Source organism: Flavobacterium sp. CFBP9031 (assembly GCF_034044945.1).
Taxonomy (GTDB): domain Bacteria; phylum Bacteroidota; class Bacteroidia; order Flavobacteriales; family Flavobacteriaceae; genus Flavobacterium.
In genome coordinates, this window is the sequence record NZ_JAXCWF010000006.1 from 176,169 (window position 1) to 200,319 (window position 24,151).

The 24,151-nt window shown below is 33.6% G+C and carries 20 protein-coding genes and 1 tRNA gene; 10 read left to right on the plus strand and 11 right to left on the minus strand.

The window, feature by feature from the left end; all coding sequences use genetic code 11:
* Nucleotides 1-12: 12 nt before the first annotated feature.
* The 4 genes from SOM12_RS12220 to SOM12_RS12235 form a co-directional block, all read right to left on the minus strand.
* Complete coding sequence (locus SOM12_RS12220) at nt 13-615, minus strand: PAS domain-containing protein (RefSeq protein ID WP_095929244.1); 603 nt, start codon at nt 613-615, stop codon at nt 13-15.
* Between the two features lie 57 nt (nt 616-672).
* Entirely contained in the window at nt 673-1,017 is a 345-nt protein-coding gene (locus SOM12_RS12225) for a hypothetical protein (RefSeq protein WP_250836060.1), read from the minus strand.
* Between the two features lie 67 nt (nt 1,018-1,084).
* Nucleotides 1,085-1,939: a hypothetical protein gene (locus SOM12_RS12230; RefSeq protein WP_320493603.1), complete on the minus strand. Its 855-nt coding sequence runs from the start codon at nt 1,937-1,939 to the stop codon at nt 1,085-1,087.
* Between the two features lie 28 nt (nt 1,940-1,967).
* Nucleotides 1,968-2,567, minus strand: a complete 600-nt coding sequence (locus tag SOM12_RS12235; RefSeq protein ID WP_320493604.1) for a peroxiredoxin family protein — start codon at nt 2,565-2,567, stop codon at nt 1,968-1,970.
* Between the two features lie 477 nt (nt 2,568-3,044).
* Here SOM12_RS12235 and SOM12_RS12240 point away from each other — a divergent pair, with 477 nt between their 5' ends.
* The 5 genes from SOM12_RS12240 to SOM12_RS12260 all read left to right on the plus strand — a co-directional run bounded on the left by SOM12_RS12240 (nt 3,045) and on the right by SOM12_RS12260 (nt 10,742).
* The gene (locus SOM12_RS12240; protein ID WP_320493605.1) at nt 3,045-4,103 is read left to right on the plus strand and encodes an efflux RND transporter periplasmic adaptor subunit; all 1,059 of its coding nucleotides are present in this window, start codon (nt 3,045-3,047) and stop codon (nt 4,101-4,103) included.
* 111 nt (nt 4,104-4,214) lie between these two features.
* On the plus strand, nt 4,215-7,313 hold the full coding sequence (locus SOM12_RS12245) for an efflux RND transporter permease subunit (RefSeq protein WP_320493606.1): 3,099 nt from the start codon (nt 4,215-4,217) through the stop codon (nt 7,311-7,313).
* 37 nt (nt 7,314-7,350) lie between these two features.
* Nucleotides 7,351-8,661, plus strand: coding sequence for a TolC family protein (locus SOM12_RS12250; protein ID WP_320493607.1), 1,311 nt, complete (start codon nt 7,351-7,353; stop codon nt 8,659-8,661).
* A 221-nt stretch (nt 8,662-8,882) separates the two neighbouring features.
* On the plus strand, nt 8,883-9,746 hold the full coding sequence (locus SOM12_RS12255) for a bestrophin family protein (protein WP_095929237.1): 864 nt from the start codon (nt 8,883-8,885) through the stop codon (nt 9,744-9,746).
* Nucleotides 9,747-9,818: 72 nt separating this feature from the next.
* A complete protein-coding gene (locus SOM12_RS12260) occupies nt 9,819-10,742 on the plus strand; it encodes an AraC family transcriptional regulator (protein ID WP_320493608.1) in 924 nt (307 codons plus the stop codon).
* Nucleotides 10,743-10,820: 78 nt separating this feature from the next.
* On the opposite strand, the gene SOM12_RS12265 is transcribed toward SOM12_RS12260, so the two are convergent.
* The 3 genes from SOM12_RS12265 to SOM12_RS12275 form a co-directional block, all read right to left on the minus strand.
* Nucleotides 10,821-11,195, minus strand: a complete 375-nt coding sequence (locus SOM12_RS12265; RefSeq protein WP_320493609.1) for a DUF779 domain-containing protein — start codon at nt 11,193-11,195, stop codon at nt 10,821-10,823.
* Nucleotides 11,196-11,263: 68 nt separating this feature from the next.
* Nucleotides 11,264-12,298 (minus strand): alcohol dehydrogenase AdhP, encoded by a 1,035-nt coding sequence (gene adhP / locus SOM12_RS12270; RefSeq protein WP_095929235.1) that lies wholly within the window; start codon nt 12,296-12,298, stop codon nt 11,264-11,266.
* Between the two features lie 61 nt (nt 12,299-12,359).
* On the minus strand, nt 12,360-13,865 hold the full coding sequence (locus SOM12_RS12275) for an aldehyde dehydrogenase family protein (RefSeq protein WP_320493610.1): 1,506 nt from the start codon (nt 13,863-13,865) through the stop codon (nt 12,360-12,362).
* Nucleotides 13,866-14,139: 274 nt separating this feature from the next.
* On the opposite strand from SOM12_RS12275, the gene pheT reads away from it, so the two are divergent.
* Nucleotides 14,140-16,560 (plus strand): phenylalanine--tRNA ligase subunit beta, encoded by a 2,421-nt coding sequence (pheT, locus tag SOM12_RS12280; RefSeq protein WP_320493611.1) that lies wholly within the window; start codon nt 14,140-14,142, stop codon nt 16,558-16,560.
* A gap of 216 nt (nt 16,561-16,776) precedes the next feature.
* Here the strand turns inward: pheT and SOM12_RS12285 are convergent, their stop codons facing one another.
* Nucleotides 16,777-17,289, minus strand: coding sequence for an adenine phosphoribosyltransferase (locus SOM12_RS12285; RefSeq protein ID WP_320493612.1), 513 nt, complete (start codon nt 17,287-17,289; stop codon nt 16,777-16,779).
* 114 nt (nt 17,290-17,403) lie between these two features.
* Here SOM12_RS12285 and SOM12_RS12290 point away from each other — a divergent pair.
* The 4 genes from SOM12_RS12290 to SOM12_RS12305 all read left to right on the plus strand — a co-directional run bounded on the left by SOM12_RS12290 (nt 17,404) and on the right by SOM12_RS12305 (nt 21,094).
* Nucleotides 17,404-17,477: transfer RNA gene (locus tag SOM12_RS12290), tRNA-Arg, on the plus strand.
* Between the two features lie 112 nt (nt 17,478-17,589).
* Nucleotides 17,590-18,009, plus strand: a complete 420-nt coding sequence (locus SOM12_RS12295; RefSeq protein WP_320493613.1) for a helix-turn-helix transcriptional regulator — start codon at nt 17,590-17,592, stop codon at nt 18,007-18,009.
* Between the two features lie 388 nt (nt 18,010-18,397).
* Entirely contained in the window at nt 18,398-20,149 is a 1,752-nt protein-coding gene (locus SOM12_RS12300; RefSeq protein WP_320493614.1) for an AAA family ATPase, read from the plus strand.
* A 3-nt stretch (nt 20,150-20,152) separates the two neighbouring features.
* Nucleotides 20,153-21,094, plus strand: a complete 942-nt coding sequence (locus SOM12_RS12305; protein WP_320493615.1) for a hypothetical protein — start codon at nt 20,153-20,155, stop codon at nt 21,092-21,094.
* A gap of 283 nt (nt 21,095-21,377) precedes the next feature.
* On the opposite strand, the gene SOM12_RS12310 is transcribed toward SOM12_RS12305, so the two are convergent.
* From SOM12_RS12310 to SOM12_RS12320, 3 genes are all read right to left on the minus strand, one after another.
* Nucleotides 21,378-21,830 carry an Lrp/AsnC family transcriptional regulator gene (locus SOM12_RS12310; protein ID WP_047775354.1) on the minus strand — a complete coding sequence of 151 codons (453 nt, stop codon included), beginning with the start codon at nt 21,828-21,830 and terminating at the stop codon, nt 21,378-21,380.
* A gap of 226 nt (nt 21,831-22,056) precedes the next feature.
* Nucleotides 22,057-23,049, minus strand: a complete 993-nt coding sequence (locus SOM12_RS12315; RefSeq protein ID WP_320493616.1) for a bile acid:sodium symporter family protein — start codon at nt 23,047-23,049, stop codon at nt 22,057-22,059.
* 57 nt (nt 23,050-23,106) lie between these two features.
* Nucleotides 23,107-24,138: a methionine synthase gene (locus tag SOM12_RS12320; RefSeq protein ID WP_320493617.1), complete on the minus strand. Its 1,032-nt coding sequence runs from the start codon at nt 24,136-24,138 to the stop codon at nt 23,107-23,109.
* Nucleotides 24,139-24,151: the final 13 nt, after the last annotated feature.

Genomic DNA, 24,151 nt, shown 5'->3' on the forward strand with positions numbered 1-24,151 from the left:
TATAATCAGTTGTTATTTTTTTGCCTCGTTTTTCTTTTCAAAAAGACCGCTAAACAAACCTTTGCTTATTTTATTTTTATCATCCTTTCCGGTTGCAATCATGTGATCGATATATTCCATGTACGTTTTCTTTCTCTCTTCTAGAAAACCTACAAGATATTCCTCAGAAGCATGCATACCGCTGGTTTCTTCAATCTGCAAAAGTTTCTTGTATAAGGGCTCAATAAATTTTACAATAATATCGTTTGGAACCGATTTTCGAGTGCAGAAGAAGCCAACAATTTCGCCGTCTGTATCTGCAACAATTTTAAAATCAGTTACAACCCAGTAATAACGACCGGTTTTTGCCATGTTTTTTACAATGACATGAATGTTTTCACTAGATTTAATACTATCCCACAAAAATTTAAAAATTACTTTTGGCATATCGGGATGACGTACAATATTATGAGGCTGGCCAACAAGCTCAAATTCATCATAACCAGAAACATCTATAAAGTCTTCATTGGCATATAAAATGGTTCCTTTTTTATCTGTTTTACTAAGCAACACTTTATTCTTATTCCAGTCCACTTCTCTATCCGAAGCTGTTGGACGGTGTAATCTGGTATCCATAACTCTTACATTTAAATTAATTTACAATTCAATTCGTATAAAATGAATCCATAAACCTTAATTTGACTCGATTTCTAAGACAAGTAGAATATTTCTGATTTTACGAAAAACTGTTTCCAATTCATTTTCAAGCCATTCTGGAATTTCATTATTAACAGCAAGATTAAGCTGTCTAATATCATTCATAATCTGAATTAGCTTTTTGTATTGAAAATCAAGATCGTAAACATGCGAACTCGTTCGGTAATTTTTAAAAATCTCCTTTACCTCTATTTCAAAATCAGATTGAATCCCTATTTTTTCAATCGAATCTAATGTTATGCTTTCATTCAAAAAATCTTCAATTATTCTTTTAAGACTATGCAGCGTAGGTACTGCAGTGGGTAAATCATGCTTAAACATACAACGGGTTTAAAAAATATTAATATTGTTTTCTTTGGGACTTGATTATAATTCTAGTTTTAAAAAACTAGTTTCTATTGGTTGTTGATTTTACATGAATATCATTGACTAAATCATCAATTTTTTTGGCGCTTTCTCTCATCATTTCAAGATAACTAAGCAGTTTATCGTTGTCTGTATGTCCTTTTGAAACATCAATTAATTTTAAAACTGAATTTACAGGCAGTTTTAAGTCTAAAGTTGTTCTATGAATAAAATCATTATAATCTTTTGTAGCTGACATTGAGCTGTATTTTGCTGAAGCCAATTTCATGTTTTCCAACTCATATTCGTCTGAAATTTTGGAGATATGATTTTCGCTATGTTCTTTAAAGTAATATGCCCAATAGCCATTCATAAAGAAAACCACTGCAGCCAAAACGGTATGAATAAGCAACGTTTCGAGATCAAAATTTACTTGCGAAAAATACACCTGAAGGCCGTTGGCATCATTATAAATATAGTTTTGCAAGTACGCCAATCCAGCATGATGGAGAACAACCAATAAAGTAAGCGGAATTTGAAGCTTCCAGTTCTGATAAATAATCAAAATGGTACTGGCAATGAATACGGTAAAATGCATCTCAAACATTCCATGCATCTGATAAATGTACTGCGCCATAAAAATAGCCAGAACGACAGATAAAACGTATTGGTAAAATTTGGAATTTTTCATGAAAAATTTTGCCGAATAATAAAGCAAAAGATTCAATGTACCGACGCCAACGCCAATTTCGAAAGTATCGTATTTAAAAGAAAGTCCGATACCTAGAAGAAAATATACTGCAAGTACATAATTAATAATTGTATCTGATTTTTGTGTCATTGTAGACATAAAACTGTGCAGATAATCTTGTTCGTTTAAGCTAGCTTTTGTTTTCATAGGTTTAGATTTAGGTTTTTGGAAAAAGTTATTTAGTACATTTTGGTAACGAACATCCGTATGCCTTAAGAGCTAAAGCATTAAAAGAAGGTTTCTCTTTTTGGTTAAGAAGAGAATCAATCGCCATTTGAGCATAATTGCTTTTGGTGTCTGTACAATATCTGGTTTTATTGTAATTCCCTCTATAATATAAATTATGTGACTGATCTAGTAAAACTGCCTGCGGAGTAGAGAAAACACCACATTTTTTGGCTATTGCTTCATCAAAATATACAGGGATCTCAGCACCAAACTTTTCCTGAATTTCATCAATCGTAAAACTCTTCTGTTTGTTTAACACCACAATTTTAAAATTGACCTGATCTCCGTATTTTTTAATTAAGTCGCTAACATGCGGGACATTAAACCGCGAACAGGGACATTCGGGATTATAAAAATGGATAAATATAGGTTTGTTGTCAAATGCACAGCACGGACCAAGTTCTATTTTTGAACCCATTGCAATCGCATGATAATTTTTAGGAATAGGTGTTGGCAGACTGTATTGGAACTCATTCTGCCAAAACAGATAACCAATTGAAAGAAGCAAAAATGTAAACCATAAGCTTAGAAGTAATTTTTTCTTCATAAATTATTTTTTTTAATATCATTCAACAACAAACAATAAACACTTGTTAATATAATTATTCATTATATATAATCAAAAACCAAAAAAAACAACTTCTACATACGTATTTTAACACAAAAATCAAACGCAACCGTTAGCATTCATGTTAAAATCTTTCATTTTGTTTAACATATCAATGTTACAAATAAAATCGATAAAGTGCAAAAAAATCAGACAAATTGCAAAAAAAATCTTCTATACTAGAAACGATAAGGGCTTATCTAAGTCTTAGAACGTGATTTTATCTTTAGCATCTCTACTTTCTTCAAAAAAAAATTAAACTTAAATTAAACCTTTTTGCCTGCCTGTAGTCTAAATGCAAACCTTTGTACATACAAATGTTAAATAAACGCTAACAGCTTTCGATTTCGCACCAAAAAGTTAAATTTGTAAGCTTACTAAAAACAAAAACCTAAATTCTATATTCACCTCATTTTTATGAAACTAAAACACCTCATTTACACCGTTTTAATTGTTGCAATTGGTGGCTTTGTCACCTACAGAATTATTTCGAACAAGGGTAAAAACGATGAATCTAAAAATTTCAATGATAAAAAAGCTCCAACAACTGTTAATGGAATCGTAATAAAGACGGCTACTTTTGACAATAATTTAGCATTATCAGGATCTATTGAAGCAAACGAACAAGTAGAAATTCATAGTGAGGTTTCGGGAATTGTTGAAGGAATATTTTTTAATGAAGGCAGCAATGTAACAAAAGGACAAGTGCTTCTTAAAGTAAATGATATCGAATTAAAAGCACAGTTAAGACAAGCTCTAACTAAAGAAGATTTGGCTGCTGAAAACGCAAGAAGAGCAAAATTACTACTACAGAAAGAAGCAATCAGTCAAGAAGAAGCAGATGTTGCAAAAGCTGATCTTGCTTCTGCTCAAGCGCAAAGCCAATTAATTAGAGCGCAAATATCTAAAACCTCTGTTAGAGCTCCTTTTTCAGGAAAAATTGGTTTGCGTAATATTTCTCCAGGAACTTACATTACACCAACTGTTTTAGTGGCAAAATTAGTCAACACTAGCAAACTAAAAATTACTTTTTCTATTCCTGAAAAATATGCTGCCGAAGTAAAATCTGGATCTGTAATCGACTTTAAAGTTTCTGGATCTGACAAAACCTACAACGCCAAAATCTATGCTATCGAGCCAGAAGTTGCCGTTGCCACACGTACACTTCAAATTCGTGCGCTTGCAGATAATGTTGACGGAAAACTTTTCCCTGGAACTTTCGCAGATATTAAATTACCTTTAAATATTATTAAAGACGCTATAGTAGTTCCTTCTGAAGCTATTGTACCAATTCAAGACGGTAAAAAAGTATTTGTTGCCAATAACGGACAAGCAAAAGAAGTAATGGTTGATGCAACAACAAGAACAGATTCTTCCATTTTAATCTTAGCTGGATTAAAACCTGGAGATACTTTAATTACAAGCGGTGTTATGTCTTTAAAAAACGAAGCCCCTATCAAAGTTCAAGTAAAATAATAGTTCTAAAGCCAAAAGTCGAAAGACTTGAATATAGATTTAAAGATGGTAGTAAAGATTTAGTAATAAATCTGAAATCTAAAATCAACAATCTAAAATCTAAAATTACAAATGAGTTTATCAACTACAAGTATAAAAAGACCTGTCTTAACAATAGTACTGAATCTGTTAATTATACTATTCGGTTTTATTGGTTATACGTTTCTAGGAGTCAGAGAATTTCCATCTATTGACCCTGCGCAGGTTTCCATTCGTACCAATTATACTGGTGCCAATTCTGATATTATTGAATCGCAAATTACAGAGCCTCTTGAAAAAGCCGTAAATGCGATTGATGGAATTCGAAATATTACTTCATCCAGCAACCAAGGAAGCAGCACCATTACAATCGAGTTTAATTTAGATAAGAATTTAGAGGAAGCGGCTAATGATGTTCGAGACAAGGTCTCGCAAGCCATTAGAAATCTTCCACAAGATATAGATGCCCCGCCAGTTGTTTCTAAAGCCGATGCAGATAGCGAATCTATTATTTCGATGACGGTTCAAAGTGACAGCAGAAGCTCTTTAGAATTAAGCGATTATGCCGAAAATGTTATTTCTCAGCGTTTGGAAACTATTCCAGGCGTAAGTGGCGTGCAAATTTGGGGGCAAAAACGCTATGCAATGCGTCTATGGATAGATCCTGTAAAACTAAATGCTTATAAGTGTACAGTTGCCGATGTGAGAAGCGCATTAAATGCTCAGAACGTCGAACTGCCATCTGGTAAATTAACAGGAAACAATACCGAATTAACGGTAAAAACAGTTGGGAATCTTTCTAAACCAGAAGAATTCAACAATATTATCATTCGCACAGATGGCGATAAAATCGTAAGGCTTAGTGATGTAGGCGGTGCCGAATTAGGTCCAGAGAACATAGAGACTTCTTTGATGTCTTCTGGGCTTCCAATGATTGGAATGGCTATTGTTCCAATGCCAGGAGCCAATTATCTGGACATTTCAGCTGAATTTTACAAAAAATTTGAAGCCTTAAAAAAAGATTTACCTAAAGACATTAAACTTAATATTGCGCTTGATAACACGCAATTTGTAAAGAAATCTGTATTGGAGGTTGCCGAAACTTTAGGAATATCAATCGTTCTGGTTATTATTATTATTTATTTATTTTTTAGAGACTGGGCAATTGCTTTCAGACCATTAATTGACATTCCTGTATCGTTAATTGCTACATTCTTCATTATGTGGCTTTTTGGTTTCTCAATAAATGTACTAACACTTCTTGCTATTGTGCTTGCAACAGGACTTGTTGTGGATGACGGTATTGTTGTAACTGAAAATATTTTCAAAAAGGTCGAAGAAGGAATGTCTCCTATCGAAGCAGCTATTAAAGGTTCTAATGAAATCTTTTACGCTGTTATATCCATTTCTGTCACTTTAGCAGCGGTATTTTTGCCCGTAATTTTCTTAGAAGGTTTTGTTGGCCGACTCTTTAGAGAATTTGGAGTTGTAATTGGAGCTGCAGTATTGATTTCAGCCTTTGTCTCCTTGACTTTAACACCAATGTTAAATGCCTATTTAATGAAAGGTGGCGAACAAAAGAAATCAAAATTCTATATTAAAACTGAGCCATTTTTTGAAAAAATGAACAGCAGCTATGCTGAATCACTGACAAAATTCATGGACAAAAAATGGATCAGCTTTCCTATTTTAATTGCTTGTTTTGGAATTATATATTTATTCTTTACGATTCTTCCAAAAGAAACAGCACCTTATGATGACAGAAGTTCTGTTACCATGCGTATGACCACGCCAGAAGGCTCTTCTTACGATTATACTTATCGTTTTATGCAAGAAATTTCAAAACTTGTTGACGATTCAATCCCAGAAAAAAAAGTTAGTTTAGTAATTACTGCTGGAGGATCTGGAGGTTCTGCAACGAACTCAGGTTTTGTGAGACTGTCATTAAAAGAACCAGACGAAAGAACCAGATCTCAAAAAGAAATTGCAGACAAATTAAGCAAATGGACAAAAAGATATCCTGATGCTAAAATAGCAGTAATTCAACAGCCTACAATTGCCGTTAACAGACGTGGCGGTTTACCAATACAATATATTATTCAGGCTCCAAACTTTGATAAGTTGAGAGAAAAAATCCCTGTTTTTATGAATGAAGTAGGTAAAAGTGATGTGTTTTCGACAACAGATGTAAACTTAAAATTTAACAAGCCTGAAATCAACGTTACCATTGACCGTGCAAAAGCAGAAAGTTTAGGAATTTCTATTCTTGACATTGCACAGACTTTACAGCTTTCTTTAAGTGGACAGCGTTTTGGCTATTTTATTAAAAACGGAAAACAATATCAAGTAATTGGACAATTTGACCAAAAAGACAGATCGAAACCTTTGGATTTGACTTCTATGTTTGTGAAAAACAAAAATGGCGAATTGATTCAGATGGACAACGTTGTAAACGTATACGAACAAAGTAATCCGCCGCAATTGTATCATAATAACAGATACATGTCTGCAACAGTTTCTGCTGGTTTAGCGCCAGGAAAAAGTATGGGAGACGGAATTGAAGAAATGGATCGTATTAAAGCAAAAGTTTTAGATGAAAGCTTCACTACAGATTTAGCTGGAGAATCACGAGATTTCGTAGAAAGTAGCTCTAATACTTCTTTCGCCTTCGGTTTGGCTTTATTGTTAATCTTCTTGATTCTTGCGGCACAGTTTGAAAGTTTTATTGATCCGTTTATTATCATTTTAACGGTTCCAATGGCGGTTGCAGGGGCTTTATTTTCATTATGGCTCTTCAATCAAACATGGAATATTTTCAGCCAGATTGGTACAGTAATGTTGATTGGTCTCGTAACCAAAAACGGTATTTTGATTGTAGAATTTGCCAATCAGTTACGAGAACAAGGTAAGCCTAAATTAGAGGCTATCTTAGAAGCTTCAGAGGCACGTTTACGTCCAATTTTAATGACGAGTTTGGCTATTGCATTAGGAGCACTTCCAATTGCAATGTCGCTTGGAGCTGCGTCTACAAGTAGAATTGGTATGGGAGTTGTAATTGTGGGTGGAACTATTTTCTCATTGGCTTTAACGCTATTTGTAATCCCTGCCATTTATTTAATGTGGTCTAAAGCCAGAAAACATTATCCTGAGTTTGATCATATTGACGAATACGAAAGAGAAAGCATTAAATAAAAACCAGAAATATACTTTCTGGTTAAAGAAAACGAATATGAATATCAAAAAAATATATTGTACAGTACTTATCCTGCTTTTTTGTGCAATTCAGACAAAGGCACAGGAAGTTCTTACTATTGAGCAGGCTATGTCTATAGCTTTGGAGAATAATTTTGAAATTAAAATTGCCAAAAATAATTCCAAAATAACCGAAACAAATGTAACAATTGGTAATGCAGGAATGTTGCCGACTGCAACAGCAAATATTACAGACAATAATAATCTTACGAATTCAACACAAGTACGTCAAGATGGTACATCAACTACATTGAATAATGCTAAAAACAATAGCTTAAATTATGGCGTAAGCTTAGGCTGGACTGTTTTTGACGGAATGAAAATGTTTGCCAAACTAGACCAGCTAAAAGAGCTTCAGAAACTTGGCGACGCAGAACTTAAAAGAACTATTTTAGTCAAAATTGCTCAGGTAAATTCAGCTTATTATGATTTAGTTCAAATGCAACAGCAATTGTCTGCATTAGACACTACAATCGTAATTTCGAACCAGCGTTTGACTTTAGCTAAAAATCGCTTCAGCATAGGAAAAGCTTCTAAACTTGAAGTATTGAACGCACAGGTCGATTTAAACTCAGATCAGGTTGCCTTATTGAGACAAAAAGAAGCGTATGCTAATGGTAAAATTTTGCTGAATCAGCATTTAGCGCGCGATCCAAAAATTGACTTTAAAGTGACTGATAAAGTTACAGTTGATAATAAATTGGTCTTGGCTGATTTAATGGAATTAGCTCAAAAGCAAAATCCAGGTTTAGAAGCCGAAATTATAAACAAACGTATAGCCGAACTAGAGCTTAAACAAGTAAAAGCAGACCGCTACCCTATTTTGAGATTAACTACGGGATACAATTTTTCTGAAAGTCAGTCGAGTCTAGGATTTACCAGCGAAACATCTTCTAAAGGTTTAAACTACGGTTTTAATGCTTCCATGAATATATTCGACGGTTTCAATCAGCATCGTAATGAAAAAGTTGCCAAATTACAGATCGAAAATTCACAACTTGCTATAGAACAGCAAAACATAACGTTAAATACACAGTTGAGCACCGCTTTTCAAACCTATTTAACCAATTTAGAGTTAATTGATTTAGAAGAAGATAATGAAGCTATCGCAAGACAGAATTTAGAAATCACTTTGGACAAATTTAAAATCGGAACTATTACAACTCTAGATTTTAGAACTGCCCAACTCAATTATGTCAATGCAAAAGTGCGTTACAGCAACGCGCAATACGAAGCAAAATTATCTGAAATTGCTTTAAAAGAATTAGCGGGAAATATTAATTTTTAATTCGCTTTTAAAAATCAAATATTATCTGTCCAATCTGCTAAATCTGCGAGCTATTTTTCTCTCGCAGATTTAGCAGATTGGACAGATTTTTTTTTAATTTCAGCAAAAGTTACATAACGTTTTTAAGAAAACATTCTGTTTATTCTTGGTGCTGAATATTTTTATAATTTACTTCCAACAGAATATTTTTTTACTTTAAATTTGTTACAAAACAAGTTTCAATGATTACATACAATACCAAAGATTGGTTTACTTTTATTTTTCATTTTCATAAGTCAGATACAGTTCGAAAACTGTTTACGATTATGATTGCAATTGGCATTTATGCCTCAGCTGTCTGTTATCTTGAACTTCATTATTTTAAAGTGACCAAAAACGATTATATCCACAACATTCCAATCATGCACGGAATGCTTGGATTTGTAATCTCGCTTTTGCTTGTTTTTAGAACCAATACAGCTTATGACAGATGGTGGGAAGGCCGAAAACTTTGGGGAGGACTTGTAAATAACAGCCGTAATCTTGCTATAAAACTATCCGCAATTTTAAAAGACGAAAATGATAGAAAGTTTTTTAGAAAATACATTCCGATGTACGCAGATATACTTCATCATCATTTAAAAGATGAAGATACTGGCAAAATGCTGTTTGAAGATGTTGAACTGGAAATTGACCAGCATAAACACAAGCCAAATCAATTAAAGAGAATCATGTATCACAAAATCAATGATTTGTATGATGCTAAAAAAATATCGGGAGAGCAACTCATTACCTTAAATGAAGAATTAGTTGCTTTCACAGACATTTGCGGAGCGTGCGAACGTATTAAAAACACTCCTATTCCCTACTCTTACAGTGCTTTTATAAAGAAATTCATCTTCTTTTATACTATGACGCTTCCTTTTGGATATTCTGTTAGTTTAGGTTATCTAGTTGCTCCTGTTGTTGTTTTTATTTTTTATGTTTTGGCAAGTTTAGAACTTATTGCTGAAGAAATTGAAGATCCGTTTGGAAATGATGAGAACGACCTTCCAACAAAAAAAATATCTGAAAACATTAGAAAACATGTGGAAGAATTGATATAATTAAACGTTAAATCTGTAATTTATATTCTTATTTTCATTAAATTTAAGGTCTTCACCAAAAAATAAATTTTAATGAACAACCAACGATTTTTAGTCAATCCGCTCCAATTATCGCAAGAAAAATCATTAAAAACTCTTGTAGAAAACAGGACTATTTACAATTTGAATCATTGTGAATTAAATCTATTTGAAACCTACGAATCGACTCAAAAAGTTCCATTAAAGTTTAATGATCTGGTGGTGACCAGCATGCTTCGCGGTAAAAAAATCATGCATCTTTTTGATGACCCTGAATTTGTATATCTTCCAGGCGAAACGGTGATTGTTCCTTCGAATGTAGAAATGAAAATTGATTTTCCTGAAGCTTCAAAACACAATCCGACGCAATGTTTAGCATTGGCCATCGATCAGGATAAAATTGCCGAGATTTTAAATTTCTTAAATGAGCAATATCCAAAAGAAGGCAATAACCTGTACTGGCAGCTAAATTACCAGAATTATTTCTTTTACAATAATATCGAAATGGCTGCTACCATAAACAAACTCATCAAAGAATGTATGAGCACTTCGATTACCAAAGACATTTTTGCCGATTTGACTTTAAAAGAATTATTAATAAGAATTATTCAAACTCAGACCGTAAAATCTCTGGACGAAGGAAAACCTTTTGAAGACAATAATCCGATTAAAGAAGTTACCGAATACATCAAACAAAATTTAAAGGAAAATATCAATTTGAAATCGCTGAGCGAAAAAGCTTGTATGAGTACCACTTCTTTCTATCGTTTCTTTAAACGCGAACTCGGAATGAGTCCGATTGAATATATTTTAAATGAAAAAATAAAATGCGCTAAAAACCTATTAAGAAACCCAACGCTTCAAATTAACGAAGTTTGTTATTTAGCAGGGTTTGAAGATGCGAATTACTTCATCAGATTATTCAAAAAATATGAAGGAATTACACCAAAACAGTATCAGTTACTATATATTAATTAAAGGTTCTAAGATGATAAGATACTAAGGTTCTAAGTTTTTCAACTTGAAACTTGAAACCTGAAACTTAAAACAAAAAAACTATTCAATCCTAAAAACTGGCTCTAAATCTTTCTCTTCTTCGGGAGTGAAAATACGATATTCTATTTGAAACGTTTTCTTTAATGGGGTTTCTAACGAAAAACCTCCTACTCCAAATGCATCAATTACGGTTAAGGTAAAATGTGCGTGTTTCCAATATTCAAATAAATCTTTGTCTACCCAAAATTCAGTATCTTCAACAACACCGATACAAACATCTCCAGTTCGCTGATAATAGCCACCTTTTTCAAAACACTGTGGTTGTGTTCCTTCGCAGCATCCTCCAGCTTGGTAAAACATCAAATCACCGTGTTTCTCTTTTAGAATATTTATCAGTTCAACTGCTTTTTCTGTGGCATCAATTCGTTTAATCATAACTTTTAAGTATTAAAAAAAAGCAGTAAATTCAATTAAGAATTTACTGCTTCAACATAACCAACTATTTAGGACTGTGCTATATCGAGCACAATTCGTCCTTCAATCTCACCTTTCTTCATTTTATCGAAAACTGTATTAACGTCTTCTAATTTTGAAGTTGTTACGGTTGCTTTGACTTTGCCATCAACGGCAAATTCAATAGCTTCTTTCATATCTTTTCTAGTTCCAACAATAGAACCTCTTATCGTAATTCTATTTAAAACAGTATCGAAAATAGACAAATCAAAATTGCCTGGAGGAAGTCCGTTTAATGCCATTGTACCTTTTCTTCTCAACGTCTCAAGCCCTTGTTTGAAAGCAATTGGAGAAACTGCGGTAACCAATGCCCCATGCATACCACCAACTTCTTTCTTTAAGAATTCTCCAGGATTTTGATTTTTAGCATTTACTACCAAATCGGCACCTAATTTTTTTGCCAGTTCCAATTTATCATCTCCAATATCAATTGCTGCAACATTCATTCCCATAGCTTTTGCATATTGCACTGCAACATGTCCTAAACCTCCAATTCCAGAAATTGCAACCCATTCTCCAGGTTTCACCTCAGTTTCTTTTAATCCTTTGTAAACAGTAACTCCTGCGCATAAGATGGGAGCCATTTCGATAAAATTCACATTAGAAGGCAAAATTCCAACATATCTCGCATCTGCAATTACAAATTCTGCAAATCCGCCATCTACACTGTAACCGCCATTCTGCTGGCTTTCACATAAGGTTTCCCAGCCTGTAATACAATGGTCACAACCACCGCAAGCACTGTAAAGCCAAGGCACACCAACAGCATCTCCTTCTTTTACATTTTTAACATCCTGACCTACTGCAGCAACATAGCCAACAGCTTCGTGTCCCGGAATTAAAGGCATTTTGGGTTTTACCGGCCAATCGCCTTCTACAGCATGTAAATCGGTGTGACAGACTCCACTTGCAATTACTTTTACAAGAATTTCATTTCTACCAGGGCGTTTTACTTCGACTTCTTCTATTCTTAAAAGAGAACCGAATTCTCGAACGACCGCAGCTTTCATTGTTTTTGGAAGCATAATTCTATGGTTTTAAGAGAATAGAAAACTTTTTAGCTTTCTATTCCCAAGTTTATATTCTTTAGAAGAATCCTAATTTCTTTTTGTCATAAGAAATCAGCATGTTTTTGGTTTGACGGTATTGACTCAACATCATTTTATGGTTTTCACGACCAATTCCAGATTGTTTGTAACCTCCAAACGGAGCACCGGCAGGATAAGAATGGTATTGATTTATCCATACACGACCGGACTGAATTGCTCTTGGAACCTGATAAATTTCATGAGCATCTCTTGTCCAAACTCCTGCACCCAAACCATACATGGTATCATTTGCAATTTCGATCGCTTCTTCTGTAGTTTTAAAAGTCGTAACCGCCAAAACTGGCCCGAAAATCTCTTCTTGAAAAATTCTCATTTTGTTGTGACCTTTAAACAACGTTGGCTTGATGTAATAACCACCTTCTAATTCGCCTCCTAATTTATTTTCATCTCCTCCAGTTAAAACCTCTGCTCCTTCTTCTTTTCCTAATTTAATGTAAGACATGATTTTTTCTTTCTGCACAATCGAAGTCTGAGCCCCAATCATAGTCGATTTATCCAACGGATTTCCCGCTATAATCGCTTCAGTTCTTTCGATAACTTTTTTGATAAACTTTTCGTAAATATCTTCGTGGATTAATAGCCTAGAAGGACAAGTACAGATTTCACCTTGATTTAAAGCAAATAATACAGCACCTTCTACAGCTTTATCAAAGAAATCATCGTCGTGATCTGCTACTGACGGGAAGAAAATATTTGGTGATTTTCCGCCCAATTCTAAAGTGACCGGAATAATGTTTTCTGTTGCGTATTGCATTACCAAGCGTCCTGTTGTAGTAGAACCTGTAAATGCTGCTTTTGACACTTTTTTATTGGTTACTAACGGACGACCTAATTCGGCACCAAAACCGTTTACAATATTTAGAACTCCTGGAGGAAGAATATCTCCAACTAATTCCATTAAAACCATAATCGAAATTGGTGTGCTTTCTGCTGGTTTTAAAACAATTGTGTTTCCTGCTGCAAGTGCTGGAGCAATTTTCCAAACGGCCATTAAAATCGGGAAATTCCACGGAATAATCTGCGCCACAACTCCAAGAGGTTCGCTTAACGCAATAGAAACAGTCTGCGAATCTAATTCTGCTATCGAACTTTCTTCTGCGCGAATTACACCTGCAAAATACCTAAAGTGGTCAATGGCTAATGGAATATCGGCAGCAAGTGTTTCGCGAATTGGTTTTCCGTTGTCTACCGTTTCAACTGCTGCAATATATTCTAAATTGTCTTCAATTTTTTGTGCAATCTTATTTAGTAAAATACTCCTTTCGGTTACAGAAGTTTTTCCCCAAGTTTTAAATGCTTCATAAGCAGTATCTACAGCCAATTCAAGATCTTCTTTTCCAGAATGCGCTGCTTTTGTAAATACTTTTCCATCAATTGGAGAAACAACATCAAAGTATTCTCCTTTAATTGGGGCTACAAATTTTCCACCAATATAGTTATCGTATTTTGCCTTAAATTCAGGTCTTTTTACTGCAGTACTCATAATATTCTTTTTTTGATTCACTTCAAATTTAGTTTCATAAAAAGAAACAGAATAGCACTTTTCGTTCATCTTGTAGCACAAAAATTACACATTCGTTTTTTTTAGACTTTTATAATAATCATTTAGCAAAATTTTAATCTATAAATTGCTAAATAATTAGTAGACAGCATTTTTCGGTCATTTAAAAACAAATAGAAAAAACTACTCAATTTTTTCTTACTCCAACGCGCAATCCTTATATTTGTAACCTCATACAAAGAATTAAAGAACTACAATGAAAATATCTTACAACTGGTTAAAACAATTTATTAAAACTGATTGGACATCTGAGCAGACTTCTGAATTACTAACAGATTTAGGTTTAGAAGTTGAAGTTGTTGAAAAATACGAATCAATTAAAGGAGGTTTGGCAGGCGTTGTTGTTGGACACGTTCTAACTTGCGAAAAACATCCTGATGCTGATAGATTGAAAGTTACTACAGTTGATGTTGGTTTAGAAGCTCCTGTACAAATTGTTTGCGGCGCTGCAAATGTGGCTGCAGGACAAAAAGTGCCTGTTGCAACAATTGGAACCGTTTTATACGATAAAGATGGTGCAGAATTTACCATTAAAAAAGGAAAAATTCGCGGACAGGAAAGCCACGGAATGATCTGTGCTGAAGATGAATTAGGTTTAGGAAATAGCCATGACGGAATTATGGTTTTGGCCGAAGATTTGGTTCCAGGAACTCCTGCTTCTGAAGTTTTTCAAATTGCAAATGATGAAGTTTTCGAAATCGGATTAACACCAAACCGTGCCGATGCAATGAGCCATTTTGGAACTGCTCGTGATTTAAGAGCGGGAATGCTACAACGTGGCGTAAACGTAGAATTGATTACGCCTTCGGTAAGCAATTTTAGAGTTGACATGCGTACGCTTAAAATTGACGTAAATGTTGAGGACAATCATTTAGCTCCAAGATATTGCGGTGTAACTATTTCTGGAATTTCTGTACACGAATCTCCAAGCTGGTTGCAAGACCGTTTAAAAGCTATTGGTCTAACTCCAAAAAATAATATTGTTGACGTTACGAATTATGTTTTACATGAATTAGGACAACCTTTACACGCTTTTGATGCTGCCAAAATCAACGGAAAAATTATTGTAAAGACCGTTGCAGAAGGAACTAAATTTGTTACTCTTGATGACGTTGAAAGAACGCTTCATAAAGAAGATTTAATGATTTGCGACGAAAAAGGTCCACTTTGTATTGCTGGAGTTTTTGGAGGAAAAAAATCTGGAGTTTCTGAAGGAACTACTTCTATTTTCTTAGAAAGTGCTTATTTTGATCCTGTAAGCATTCGTAAAACAGCAAAAAGACATCAGTTAAGTACAGATGCTTCTTTTAGATTTGAAAGAGGAATTGATCCAACGATTACGGAATACGCTTTAAAACGTGCGGCACTTCTAATTCAGGAAGTTGCTGGCGGAAAAATCACTTCTGATGTTGTAGAAGTTTATCCTAAAAAGGTTGAAGATTTTTCTGTTTTGTTGAATTTTAGTCATGTTTCTAAAATTATTGGACAAGAAATTCCAAAAGATACCATCAAAAAAATCTTGGTTTCTTTAGATATTAAAGTAAATAGCGTTTCAGATACTGGTTTAGGTTTAACTATTCCTGCGTATCGTGTAGACGTTCAGCGCGAAATTGATGTAATCGAAGAAATTTTGAGAGTTTACGGTTATAACAACATTAACTTCTCTAAGAAATTTAATGCTACAGTAGCAAATTCGCCAAGAACAGAAGATTACAAAGTACAAAATGTAATTGCTTCTCAGTTGAATTCGCAAGGTTTCCATGAAATGATGGCTAATTCATTGACGACTGCAGCTTACGCGAAATTATCAGCTTCATTAAAAGAAGAACACAATGTATCGATGCTGAATCCGCTGAGTAGTGATTTAGCTACACTTCGCCAGTCTTTATTATTTTCTGGATTGGAAGCAGTTTCATATAATATTAATAGAAAAAATTCGGATTTAAAATTATTTGAATTCGGAAAAACATATCATAAGTACTTAAACGGTTACGAAGAGCATAAACACCTTTCTTTATTGATTTCTGGAAACAGAAACAAAGAAAGCTGGACAAATCCGCAAAAAACAACAGATTTCTTCTTGTTGAAAGGATATGTAAAAGCTATTTTATCTCGTTTAGGAATTGAAAAAATCGGTAACGCTCCTGTTCAATCGGATATTTATTCTGAAGGTACTGCCATTACTTACAACAATGATATTTTGGTTGAAATGGGTGTTGTTAAAAAACCTATTTTGAAACATTTCGGTATTAAGCAAGACGTTTATTACGCAGATTTTAACTGGGATTTGGTTTTAAAAATCATTACAGGAAAAATTAAGTATACTGAAATTCCTAAATATCCAGAAGTTCGTAGAGATTTGGCTTTACTAATCGATGAAAAAACGACTTACGAAAGCATTTTCAACTTGGCAAAACAAACAGAAAAAGCGCTTTTAAAAGACATTAATCTATTTGATGTTTATCAAGGAAATAAACTACCAGAAGGAAAAAAATCATATGCTTTGAGTTTTACTATTCAAGACAATACTAAAACATTAACCGACGCTCAAATCGACAAAATCATGTCTAAATTACAGCAGACTTTCGAAACTGAACTTGGTGCAAGTTTAAGATAATTTCTTTCTTACTTTTAAAATAAAAAACCCGACAATGATTTTGTCGGGTTTTTGTTTTTTGTTTCAGGTTTCACTAAATCCAAACAGGGCGCGTTGTTTGCCTTTAATCTTCTTTTTAAAGCTGAATCATGAATTTACTATTTTCTAGTCTTAAACGTGTAATAAAAGACGAAATTAGACTTAAACCTTTACTGCACGAGATTTTTTTCGTTTCTATTAATATGTTAGTGCAGCAAAAACTGGATACTCTTTTATTTTTTCTCTTCCGTTAAGAAAAGTTAGCTCCATCAAGAAATTGCATTGTACAATTTCGCCACCTAATTTCTCTACCAATTCGCAAACTGCTTTTGCGGTTCCGCCAGTCGCTAACACATCGTCGTGAATTAAAACTCGATCGCCTTTTTTAATAGCATCTGTATGCATTTCTAAACTATCAGAGCCGTATTCCAATTCGTAAGAAGCAGAAATGGTATCAAAGGGAAGCTTTTTTGGTTTTCTTACGGGAACAAATCCGGCATTTAACTCTTGCGCCAATAACATTCCAAAGAAAAAACCACGAGATTCAGCACCAACAACCTTGTCAATTTTTTGTCCATTTAAAGAATCGAGCAAAATTTTAAGGCAATTTGTTCTCACTTCTGGATTAATTAGCAAAGGTGTGATATCTTTAAATAAAATTCCTTCTTTTGGAAAACCCTGAATATCACGTATATAATTTTCGAACTGCATTTTTTTTTATTTTTATGTTATTTTTTCCTTGTTTATCTCACATTTATGTCTATCTTTGCACCCGCAATAAGCAATCAACAAAGCTACAAAAAAATAGCTAATTGATAACAAAAAGGCCTCGTGGCGCAACTGAATAGCGCATCTGATTACGGCTCAGAAGGTTACTGGTTTGAATCCAGTCGAGGTCACAAAATTAAAATCCCATTTCTAACGAAATGGGATTTTTTTTTTATTTTAAAACACAGGTTTTAATTCAAAAAATGGTTTTATCTTTAAACCTTTAGAAAATTGATATTCATTATGGAACAGAAAATACATCAGGGAAGAAACGTAAAACGCTTCAGAGAAATGCTTGGCATCAAACAAGAAGCATTAGCTTTTGATTTGGGAAATGACTGGAACCAAAAGAAAATTTCTATGCTGGAGCAAAAAGATGTAATTGAAGATGATATACTTAATCAAATCTCAGATGCATTAAAAATTCCCGTTGAAGCTTTTCAGAATTTTGATGAGGAACAGGCTGTGAATGTTATTGCAAATACTTATTCATTCCAAGATTTTAAGGATAACGCTGTCGCTTCTGGATTTAGCTACCAACCCTCTTTTAATCATATTGATAAAATTGTTCAATTATATGATGAAAAAATTGCGTTATACGAGCGTATGCTGAAAGAGAAAGATGAAATGATGTTAAGGCTTGAAAAAATAATCAATAAATAATTATTTATAAAGATATATTAATTCTATAAAGAGACTTTTGAAGTCTCTTTTTTTTGTTTTGAAGTATCTATGAGTGCAAAGTCAGGAGATATTCGTACAGCTTTTCATAAGAACTCTTCGGAAAGTGTAAAATTAGTTTTCTTTCCAAGTAAGTTGTTCAACCTAATAAATTATTTTTAAATACTAAAATAATTCCACTAATATAAACAGGCCACCTTTTTTATTAGTACACAAAACCAATAAGTTAGAAGTCATTTTATTTTAATTCGTTTATAATTTACTTTTGAGTATCAAAAACTAATTCCATAAATGAAATATTTTGTAAGTTGTTTCCCTTTTTTCTTTAGTTTTACTCTTAAAAATATAACTAGAATAATATCTATAACTAATGGATGATTTAATTAATATTTTACAATTAAACCAAGAACTTGACTTCATTCTAAATGAAATGCGCCGAAGTGATAAAGACCTAATGTTTACTTATCGAAAAAGTAATTATGGTGGTAGATTAGATGAAGGATTTTGGTTTTACGGGACTGAAAATTATCTTGCAATATCGTTCTGGTCTGGCATGGATTGGAAAAATAGAACACCTAATATAATTATTCGTGTCACTAATTTAGGAGATATTTTTTTAGAAATAAATGTTTCTGACTCCGATAGAAAAAAAGAGTTTGTTGAAAAATATCTAATTGAAAAAATTGGATTAACTGTTCACGGGAGGAGATATATAAAACTATTAAAGTCACGTTGTGATATTTCACAAACTATTGAAACTATTATTGATTTTGTTAATACAACTAAAAAAGAAATTGATAAAATTATTTTAGAAATAGGAAAAGATTTTTTTTTAAAGAATGAAAACTCTATTGATTATATTAACAAAAAAGATTTTCAAGAAAGTTTAAGAAGAATTAGGTTGTATAGAGAAAAACTTAATTTTTCTGATGATAATGATGATGAATTCGCACAAAATAATTTTAAACCTAACAAAATAAAATCTTTCTCCGTTTGGGATTATGGTGTGTTTAATCACATCGAAATTAAAGACGTTCCTGAGGATAATCAGTGGATTTTTATCACAGGTGAAAACGGATCAGGTAAAACAAACTTATTAAGAGCAATTGCTTCTGCATTTGCGTATAGAAAAGTTTCAGACAGAAATAATAAGTTTAGAATTGAAAGCGAATTATACAATGATTTTCAGGATCATACAGAAAATTTTACAAGAAATTTTAATGAGGGTATAACTGGCAGGAAACCAAAACTTGCGGGATTATGTATGTATGGTCCATATCGACTAATGAATAGTAATAAATTAAATATTTCACAATTCAAAAAATTATATGGAAAAGAAGGAAGTTTCATTTCTTTATTCAGTGATGCTTCTCCACTTCTAGACTTGGAAAAGCAATTTGAAATTTGGCTAAAAGATAAGAAGTCCCAAATTTATTTTGAGAAAAGAAAATATTACATTCAATCTATTTTGACTGATATTGTTCCAGGTTTATACGATATTCGATTTCAAACATACAATAAAGATGGTACAAAAGGTACTCGATATGTAACGCGTAATAATAATGATGATATCGAATTTAGTGTAGAATGGGAAGATTTACCTTCTGGAACAAAAAGTGTCTTCTCATTAATTGTCGATATTATGTTAAGATTGTATAATCAACAATCCAAAATAACCGATCCGTCAGAGTTAAAAGGAGTGGTATTAATAGATGAGATTGATTTACATCTTCATCCAAAAGCACAAAGAGACTTAATCATTAATCTTTCCAAAGTTTTTAAACAAGTACAATTTATCGTTACCACCCATAGTCCAATACCTTTATTAGGTGCACCAAGAAACAGTCAAATTTATGTAATGCAAAACATAAATAATGAAAGTCAAATAGAAAGAATGGATGATAAGGTAATGTTTAGTAAAATACTTCCCAACGGTTTGTTCTCATCTCCAATATTTGGATTGGAAGAATTAACTCCAATTTCAAAGTTAGATGATGAAATGCCTTCTTTTGATGATAATTACAGTAGGGTTCGATTTTTAGAAAAACTCGATAATGAAGTTGATGAATTTCTAAATAACACTAAACAAAAAGAGCTTTTGAGTTTATTTATAAAAAAATAATTAATGAGAAATATAACACGTAGTTATCTCCTTGTTGATATCCCAGATAAGCTAAAAGAAGCTGCAACATTAAATCTTGTAGAGAATATTGCAGCAAGCGCAGATACTTCTTTAATCATATCAGGTATTTATAGAGATCCCTACAATGCAGGAATAGATAAAGGAATCCAATCACGAATTATCGATAAATTAAATCACTGGTATTTTAATAAATGCGCCTATTGTGAACGTATTTATGTATTAGATGTTGAACATTACCGACCTAAAGGAGAAATTCGAGGATTAAATAATGAATTAATAAGAAACAATGGCTATTATTGGTTAGGATACGAATGGAGCAATCTAATTCCTGCCTGTATCACTTGTAATAGGCAAGGTGGAAAAGTTTCTAAATTCCCCTATCTAGTTGGTGGAGTCCAAATTGTTAATCCAACATTTGTTGGAGGATTTTTAGATAAAAATTTATGTAAAATTAATAGCAATGAATCATTAGCTGAAAAACCACTGATGCTCCACCCTGAAACTGAAACAAACTTTCTTGATTTTTTTTCTTTTACAGTTGATGCAGATTTGGCAGGTATCACAATAGTAGGAATAGATGCCGAAGAACGAGGGAATGGTACAATCAATATTTGCAATCTTAATAGGTACGAAACCAGAAAAGATCGTGTTCAATCAGTAATTAAAGATTTTATTAGCAGTAACAAGGTAATTGTGGAGAAACTTAATCTCAGATCAATTGACGAACCAATTTTTAAAATAATGCTTGAAAATAATATTCAAAAATTATATAACGATTGTAATGATGTTGAACTGGCACATACTCTTTTAAGAAAATTTATAGTAAGCAGTCCAGCTAATTTTAATAATATAATTTTACCATTTACTGACAATAATTTTAAGTTAATATTGTCAACAGCTTTTGCAAACTATATCCCAACCTAGTTATAAAATAAGTACGTAATTTTAGTTCAAAAAGATAAAACTTGAGCTTTAGTGGTAATTCTAGAAATATTAAAATCTTAAACATAAAAGAGCAAATTTTATTGAAAATCAAAAAACTATTAAAAGCTAATGGCTTTTAATAGTTTTTTCGATTATCAGATCGCGCGGATTTGTAATCCGTGCCCACAAAGCATATCTTAACAGATTAAAAAAAAGAAAATCCAGTTTTTATTAATATAGGAACGGGCACGGAAGAATTTCCGTACTATCGTTGCTCGCGGAACTATCCATACATATTTTTTATTTCCGACATAACAAAGGTACTTTGGGTACTCCCTATACTTTCAACTGATCCCAATTTATTAAACACAAAATCCTGATAATGCTTCATGTCTTTTGCAGAAACTTTCATTAAAAAATCGTAATCACCAGAGATATTGTAACATTCTACAACTTCTTCTATTTTCATAATATCACTAACAAACTGATTCCCGATATTACGATCGTGTTGTTTAAGTTTGATATTACAGAAAACAATGAATCCCCTGTTTAATTTTTCTGCATCAAGCAGGGCAATATATTTTTTTATATAACCATTGTTTTCCAATCTTTTAATTCGCTCAAAAACAGGCGATGCCGAAAGATTTACCATCTTAGCAAGCTCTTTTACAGTATATTTAGAATTATCGTGTAGTATATTTAATAACTGAAGATCAATATCATCTATCTGCTCCATAGAATATTACTTTAAACAGGTTTATTTTATTTTTAAATCAGAATAAAATTCTTCAAATATAACGAAAAACAATACAAAAATCTTATTTTGCACAAGTTAAAAACATAACATACTGCAGCGTTTATCTTCACAGTATAAAAATCTAAGAGGCATTGTTTTATAGCAGGCAGCGTTATCCTCGGTGCCCTTTATCGAAAAAAGATAAAGGGCCACGTCATAAATAAAATTATACTTTTTTTCGTCGAGCCATACCCTGAGCGATGATACTAGCGGCAATCAATTGCAAGGCATGGTAAAGCATGAGCGGCAGCAATACGATGCCGGTGATAGTACTGTGCTGAAAAAGTACTTTTGACATAACGGTGCCGTGTACCAATGACTTTTTAGACCCGCAGAATAAGACAGTAATACGGTCTTCATCTGAAAAGCCAAGCAAGCGACTGAGTAGTCCGACACAAAAGAATACGGCAAAAAACAATGCCATCATCCCTGCAGCGAGTCCGGCAAGTTCAAGGGCGGTAAAGCCTTCAAAAAGATGTTCGGAAAATGACTTGCAAAACGACGTGTAAATAATCGTTAGAATAACTGCCTGATCGAAATATTTGAGCTGTTTCTTGTATTTTTCGGCAATGGCGCCGAAACGGGAATTGAGACTTATGCCAATGATGACAGGCAGCAAAACTTGAAGAATCAACTTTATGACGATTTGACTAACATCAAAATCGCCTGTTGCAGAAGCTATAAACAGCCCAACCCAGAGAGGCGTAACGACTACTCCAATCAAACTGGAAATGCTTGCATTGAAAATGGCTGCAGGAATGTTTCCCTTAGCAATGGAAACCATGACCACCGAAGATGAAACTGTGGACGGTAATGCTGCCAAAAAAAATACGCCCAGCCAAAGCAGCTCGAAGCCGTTATTAACAAACAACGGGCGAAATGCCAAAACAATGAGCGGAAAAAATAAAAAGGTTGTCAACTGAACGACAATGTGCATTTTCCAATTGGAAAGTCCGGCTTTTAGTTTCTCAACACTTAGCCGTAAGCCATAAAACAAGAAAATCAACGAAACGCCTGCATTGGCAATCTCCTCCAGCGAAACAGGTTCTTTGACCATACCTGGCTTTGGCAAAAAATAAGCCATCAGAATCATGGTGGCTATCATTAACAGGAAACCGTCGAAACCTGCTTTTTTTAATACTTCTAATAATTTCTTCAATGTGTTTAAATATTATTCCTCCGTGGAGGCACGGAATTCATTATTAATATATTGAGACTAAATCCCAAGTTCTTTGCGTATAATTTCTGCTCCTGCGCTTAAAGCACTTAACTTGCCTCTGGCTACATCTCTAGATAACGGTGCCATACCGCAGTTTGTAGATGGGTAAAGATTTTCGGCATCTACAAACTCAAGAGTTTTACGCAGGGTAGCAGCTACTTCTTCTGGTGTTTCGATAGTGTTGGTTGCCACATCAATGGCACCGACCATTACTTTTTTACCGCGAACAAGTTCCATTAAATTTAAAGGCACATTGGAGTTGTGACATTCTAAAGACACCACATCAATTTTAGATTTTTGAATTTTCGGAAAAATTTCTTCATATTGTCGCCACTCTGAACCTAATGTCTTTTTCCAATCAGTATTTGCCTGTATTCCATAACCATAACAAATATGAACCGCAGTTTGACAATGTAAACCTTCAATGGCTCTTTCTAATGCTGCCATTCCCCAATCGTTTACTTCATCAAAGAACACATTAAATGCAGGTTCATCAAACTGAATAATATCTACACCTGCGTCTTGAAGTTCTCTTGCTTCTTCATTGAGTGCTTTCGCAAATTCCCACGCCAATTTTTCCCGGCTTTTATAATGGTCGTCGTACAAGGTATCTACCATTGTCAGTGGGCCCGGCAATGCCCATTTTATAGGCTTGTTAGTCTGTTTACGCAAAAATTTAGCATCTTCAACAAAAACTGCTTTTTGACGTGCAACCTCACCTACAACCACTGGAACACTCGCGTCATAACGGTTACGGATTTTTACTGTTTTACGATTTTCAAAATCTACACCACTTAAATGCTCAATAAAAGTCGTTACAAAATGCTGGCGTGTCTGCTCACCGTCACAAATAATATCAAGATCTGCCAATTGTTGTTCCTGCAGAGAAATGCGCAACGCATCTTGTTTCCCTTCAACTAGCTGATCGCCTTCTAATTTCCATGGTGACCAAAGTTTTTCGGGTGGTGCAAGCCAGGCAGGTTTGGGTAAACTTCCAACAATAGAGGTAGGTAATAATAATTTCTTCATAATAGTATAATTT

What these genes read in the sequence shown, in the direction of transcription:
- SOM12_RS12240 (WP_320493605.1), top strand. Translation starts at nt 3,045, where the DNA reads ATGAAACTAAAACACCTCATTTACACCGTTTTAATTGTTGCAATTGGT.
- adhP (WP_095929235.1), bottom strand. Translation starts at nt 12,298, where the DNA reads ATGCTTCCAAAAACAATGAAAGCTGCGGTCGTTCGAGAATTCGGTTCT.
- SOM12_RS12265 (WP_320493609.1), bottom strand. Translation starts at nt 11,195, where the DNA reads ATGATTAAACGAATTGATGCCACAGAAAAAGCAGTTGAACTGATAAAT.
- SOM12_RS12225 (WP_250836060.1), bottom strand. Translation starts at nt 1,017, where the DNA reads ATGTTTAAGCATGATTTACCCACTGCAGTACCTACGCTGCATAGTCTT.
- SOM12_RS12305 (WP_320493615.1), top strand. Translation starts at nt 20,153, where the DNA reads ATGAGAAATATAACACGTAGTTATCTCCTTGTTGATATCCCAGATAAG.
- SOM12_RS12300 (WP_320493614.1), top strand. Translation starts at nt 18,398, where the DNA reads ATGGATGATTTAATTAATATTTTACAATTAAACCAAGAACTTGACTTC.
- SOM12_RS12285 (WP_320493612.1), bottom strand. Translation starts at nt 17,289, where the DNA reads ATGCAGTTCGAAAATTATATACGTGATATTCAGGGTTTTCCAAAAGAA.
- SOM12_RS12275 (WP_320493610.1), bottom strand. Translation starts at nt 13,865, where the DNA reads ATGAGTACTGCAGTAAAAAGACCTGAATTTAAGGCAAAATACGATAAC.
- SOM12_RS12250 (WP_320493607.1), top strand. Translation starts at nt 7,351, where the DNA reads ATGAATATCAAAAAAATATATTGTACAGTACTTATCCTGCTTTTTTGT.
- pheT (WP_320493611.1), top strand. Translation starts at nt 14,140, where the DNA reads ATGAAAATATCTTACAACTGGTTAAAACAATTTATTAAAACTGATTGG.
- SOM12_RS12235 (WP_320493604.1), bottom strand. Translation starts at nt 2,567, where the DNA reads ATGAAGAAAAAATTACTTCTAAGCTTATGGTTTACATTTTTGCTTCTT.
- SOM12_RS12310 (WP_047775354.1), bottom strand. Translation starts at nt 21,830, where the DNA reads ATGGAGCAGATAGATGATATTGATCTTCAGTTATTAAATATACTACAC.
- SOM12_RS12320 (WP_320493617.1), bottom strand. Translation starts at nt 24,138, where the DNA reads ATGAAGAAATTATTATTACCTACCTCTATTGTTGGAAGTTTACCCAAA.
- SOM12_RS12245 (WP_320493606.1), top strand. Translation starts at nt 4,215, where the DNA reads ATGAGTTTATCAACTACAAGTATAAAAAGACCTGTCTTAACAATAGTA.
- SOM12_RS12260 (WP_320493608.1), top strand. Translation starts at nt 9,819, where the DNA reads ATGAACAACCAACGATTTTTAGTCAATCCGCTCCAATTATCGCAAGAA.
- SOM12_RS12220 (WP_095929244.1), bottom strand. Translation starts at nt 615, where the DNA reads ATGGATACCAGATTACACCGTCCAACAGCTTCGGATAGAGAAGTGGAC.
- SOM12_RS12295 (WP_320493613.1), top strand. Translation starts at nt 17,590, where the DNA reads ATGGAACAGAAAATACATCAGGGAAGAAACGTAAAACGCTTCAGAGAA.
- SOM12_RS12255 (WP_095929237.1), top strand. Translation starts at nt 8,883, where the DNA reads ATGATTACATACAATACCAAAGATTGGTTTACTTTTATTTTTCATTTT.
- SOM12_RS12230 (WP_320493603.1), bottom strand. Translation starts at nt 1,939, where the DNA reads ATGAAAACAAAAGCTAGCTTAAACGAACAAGATTATCTGCACAGTTTT.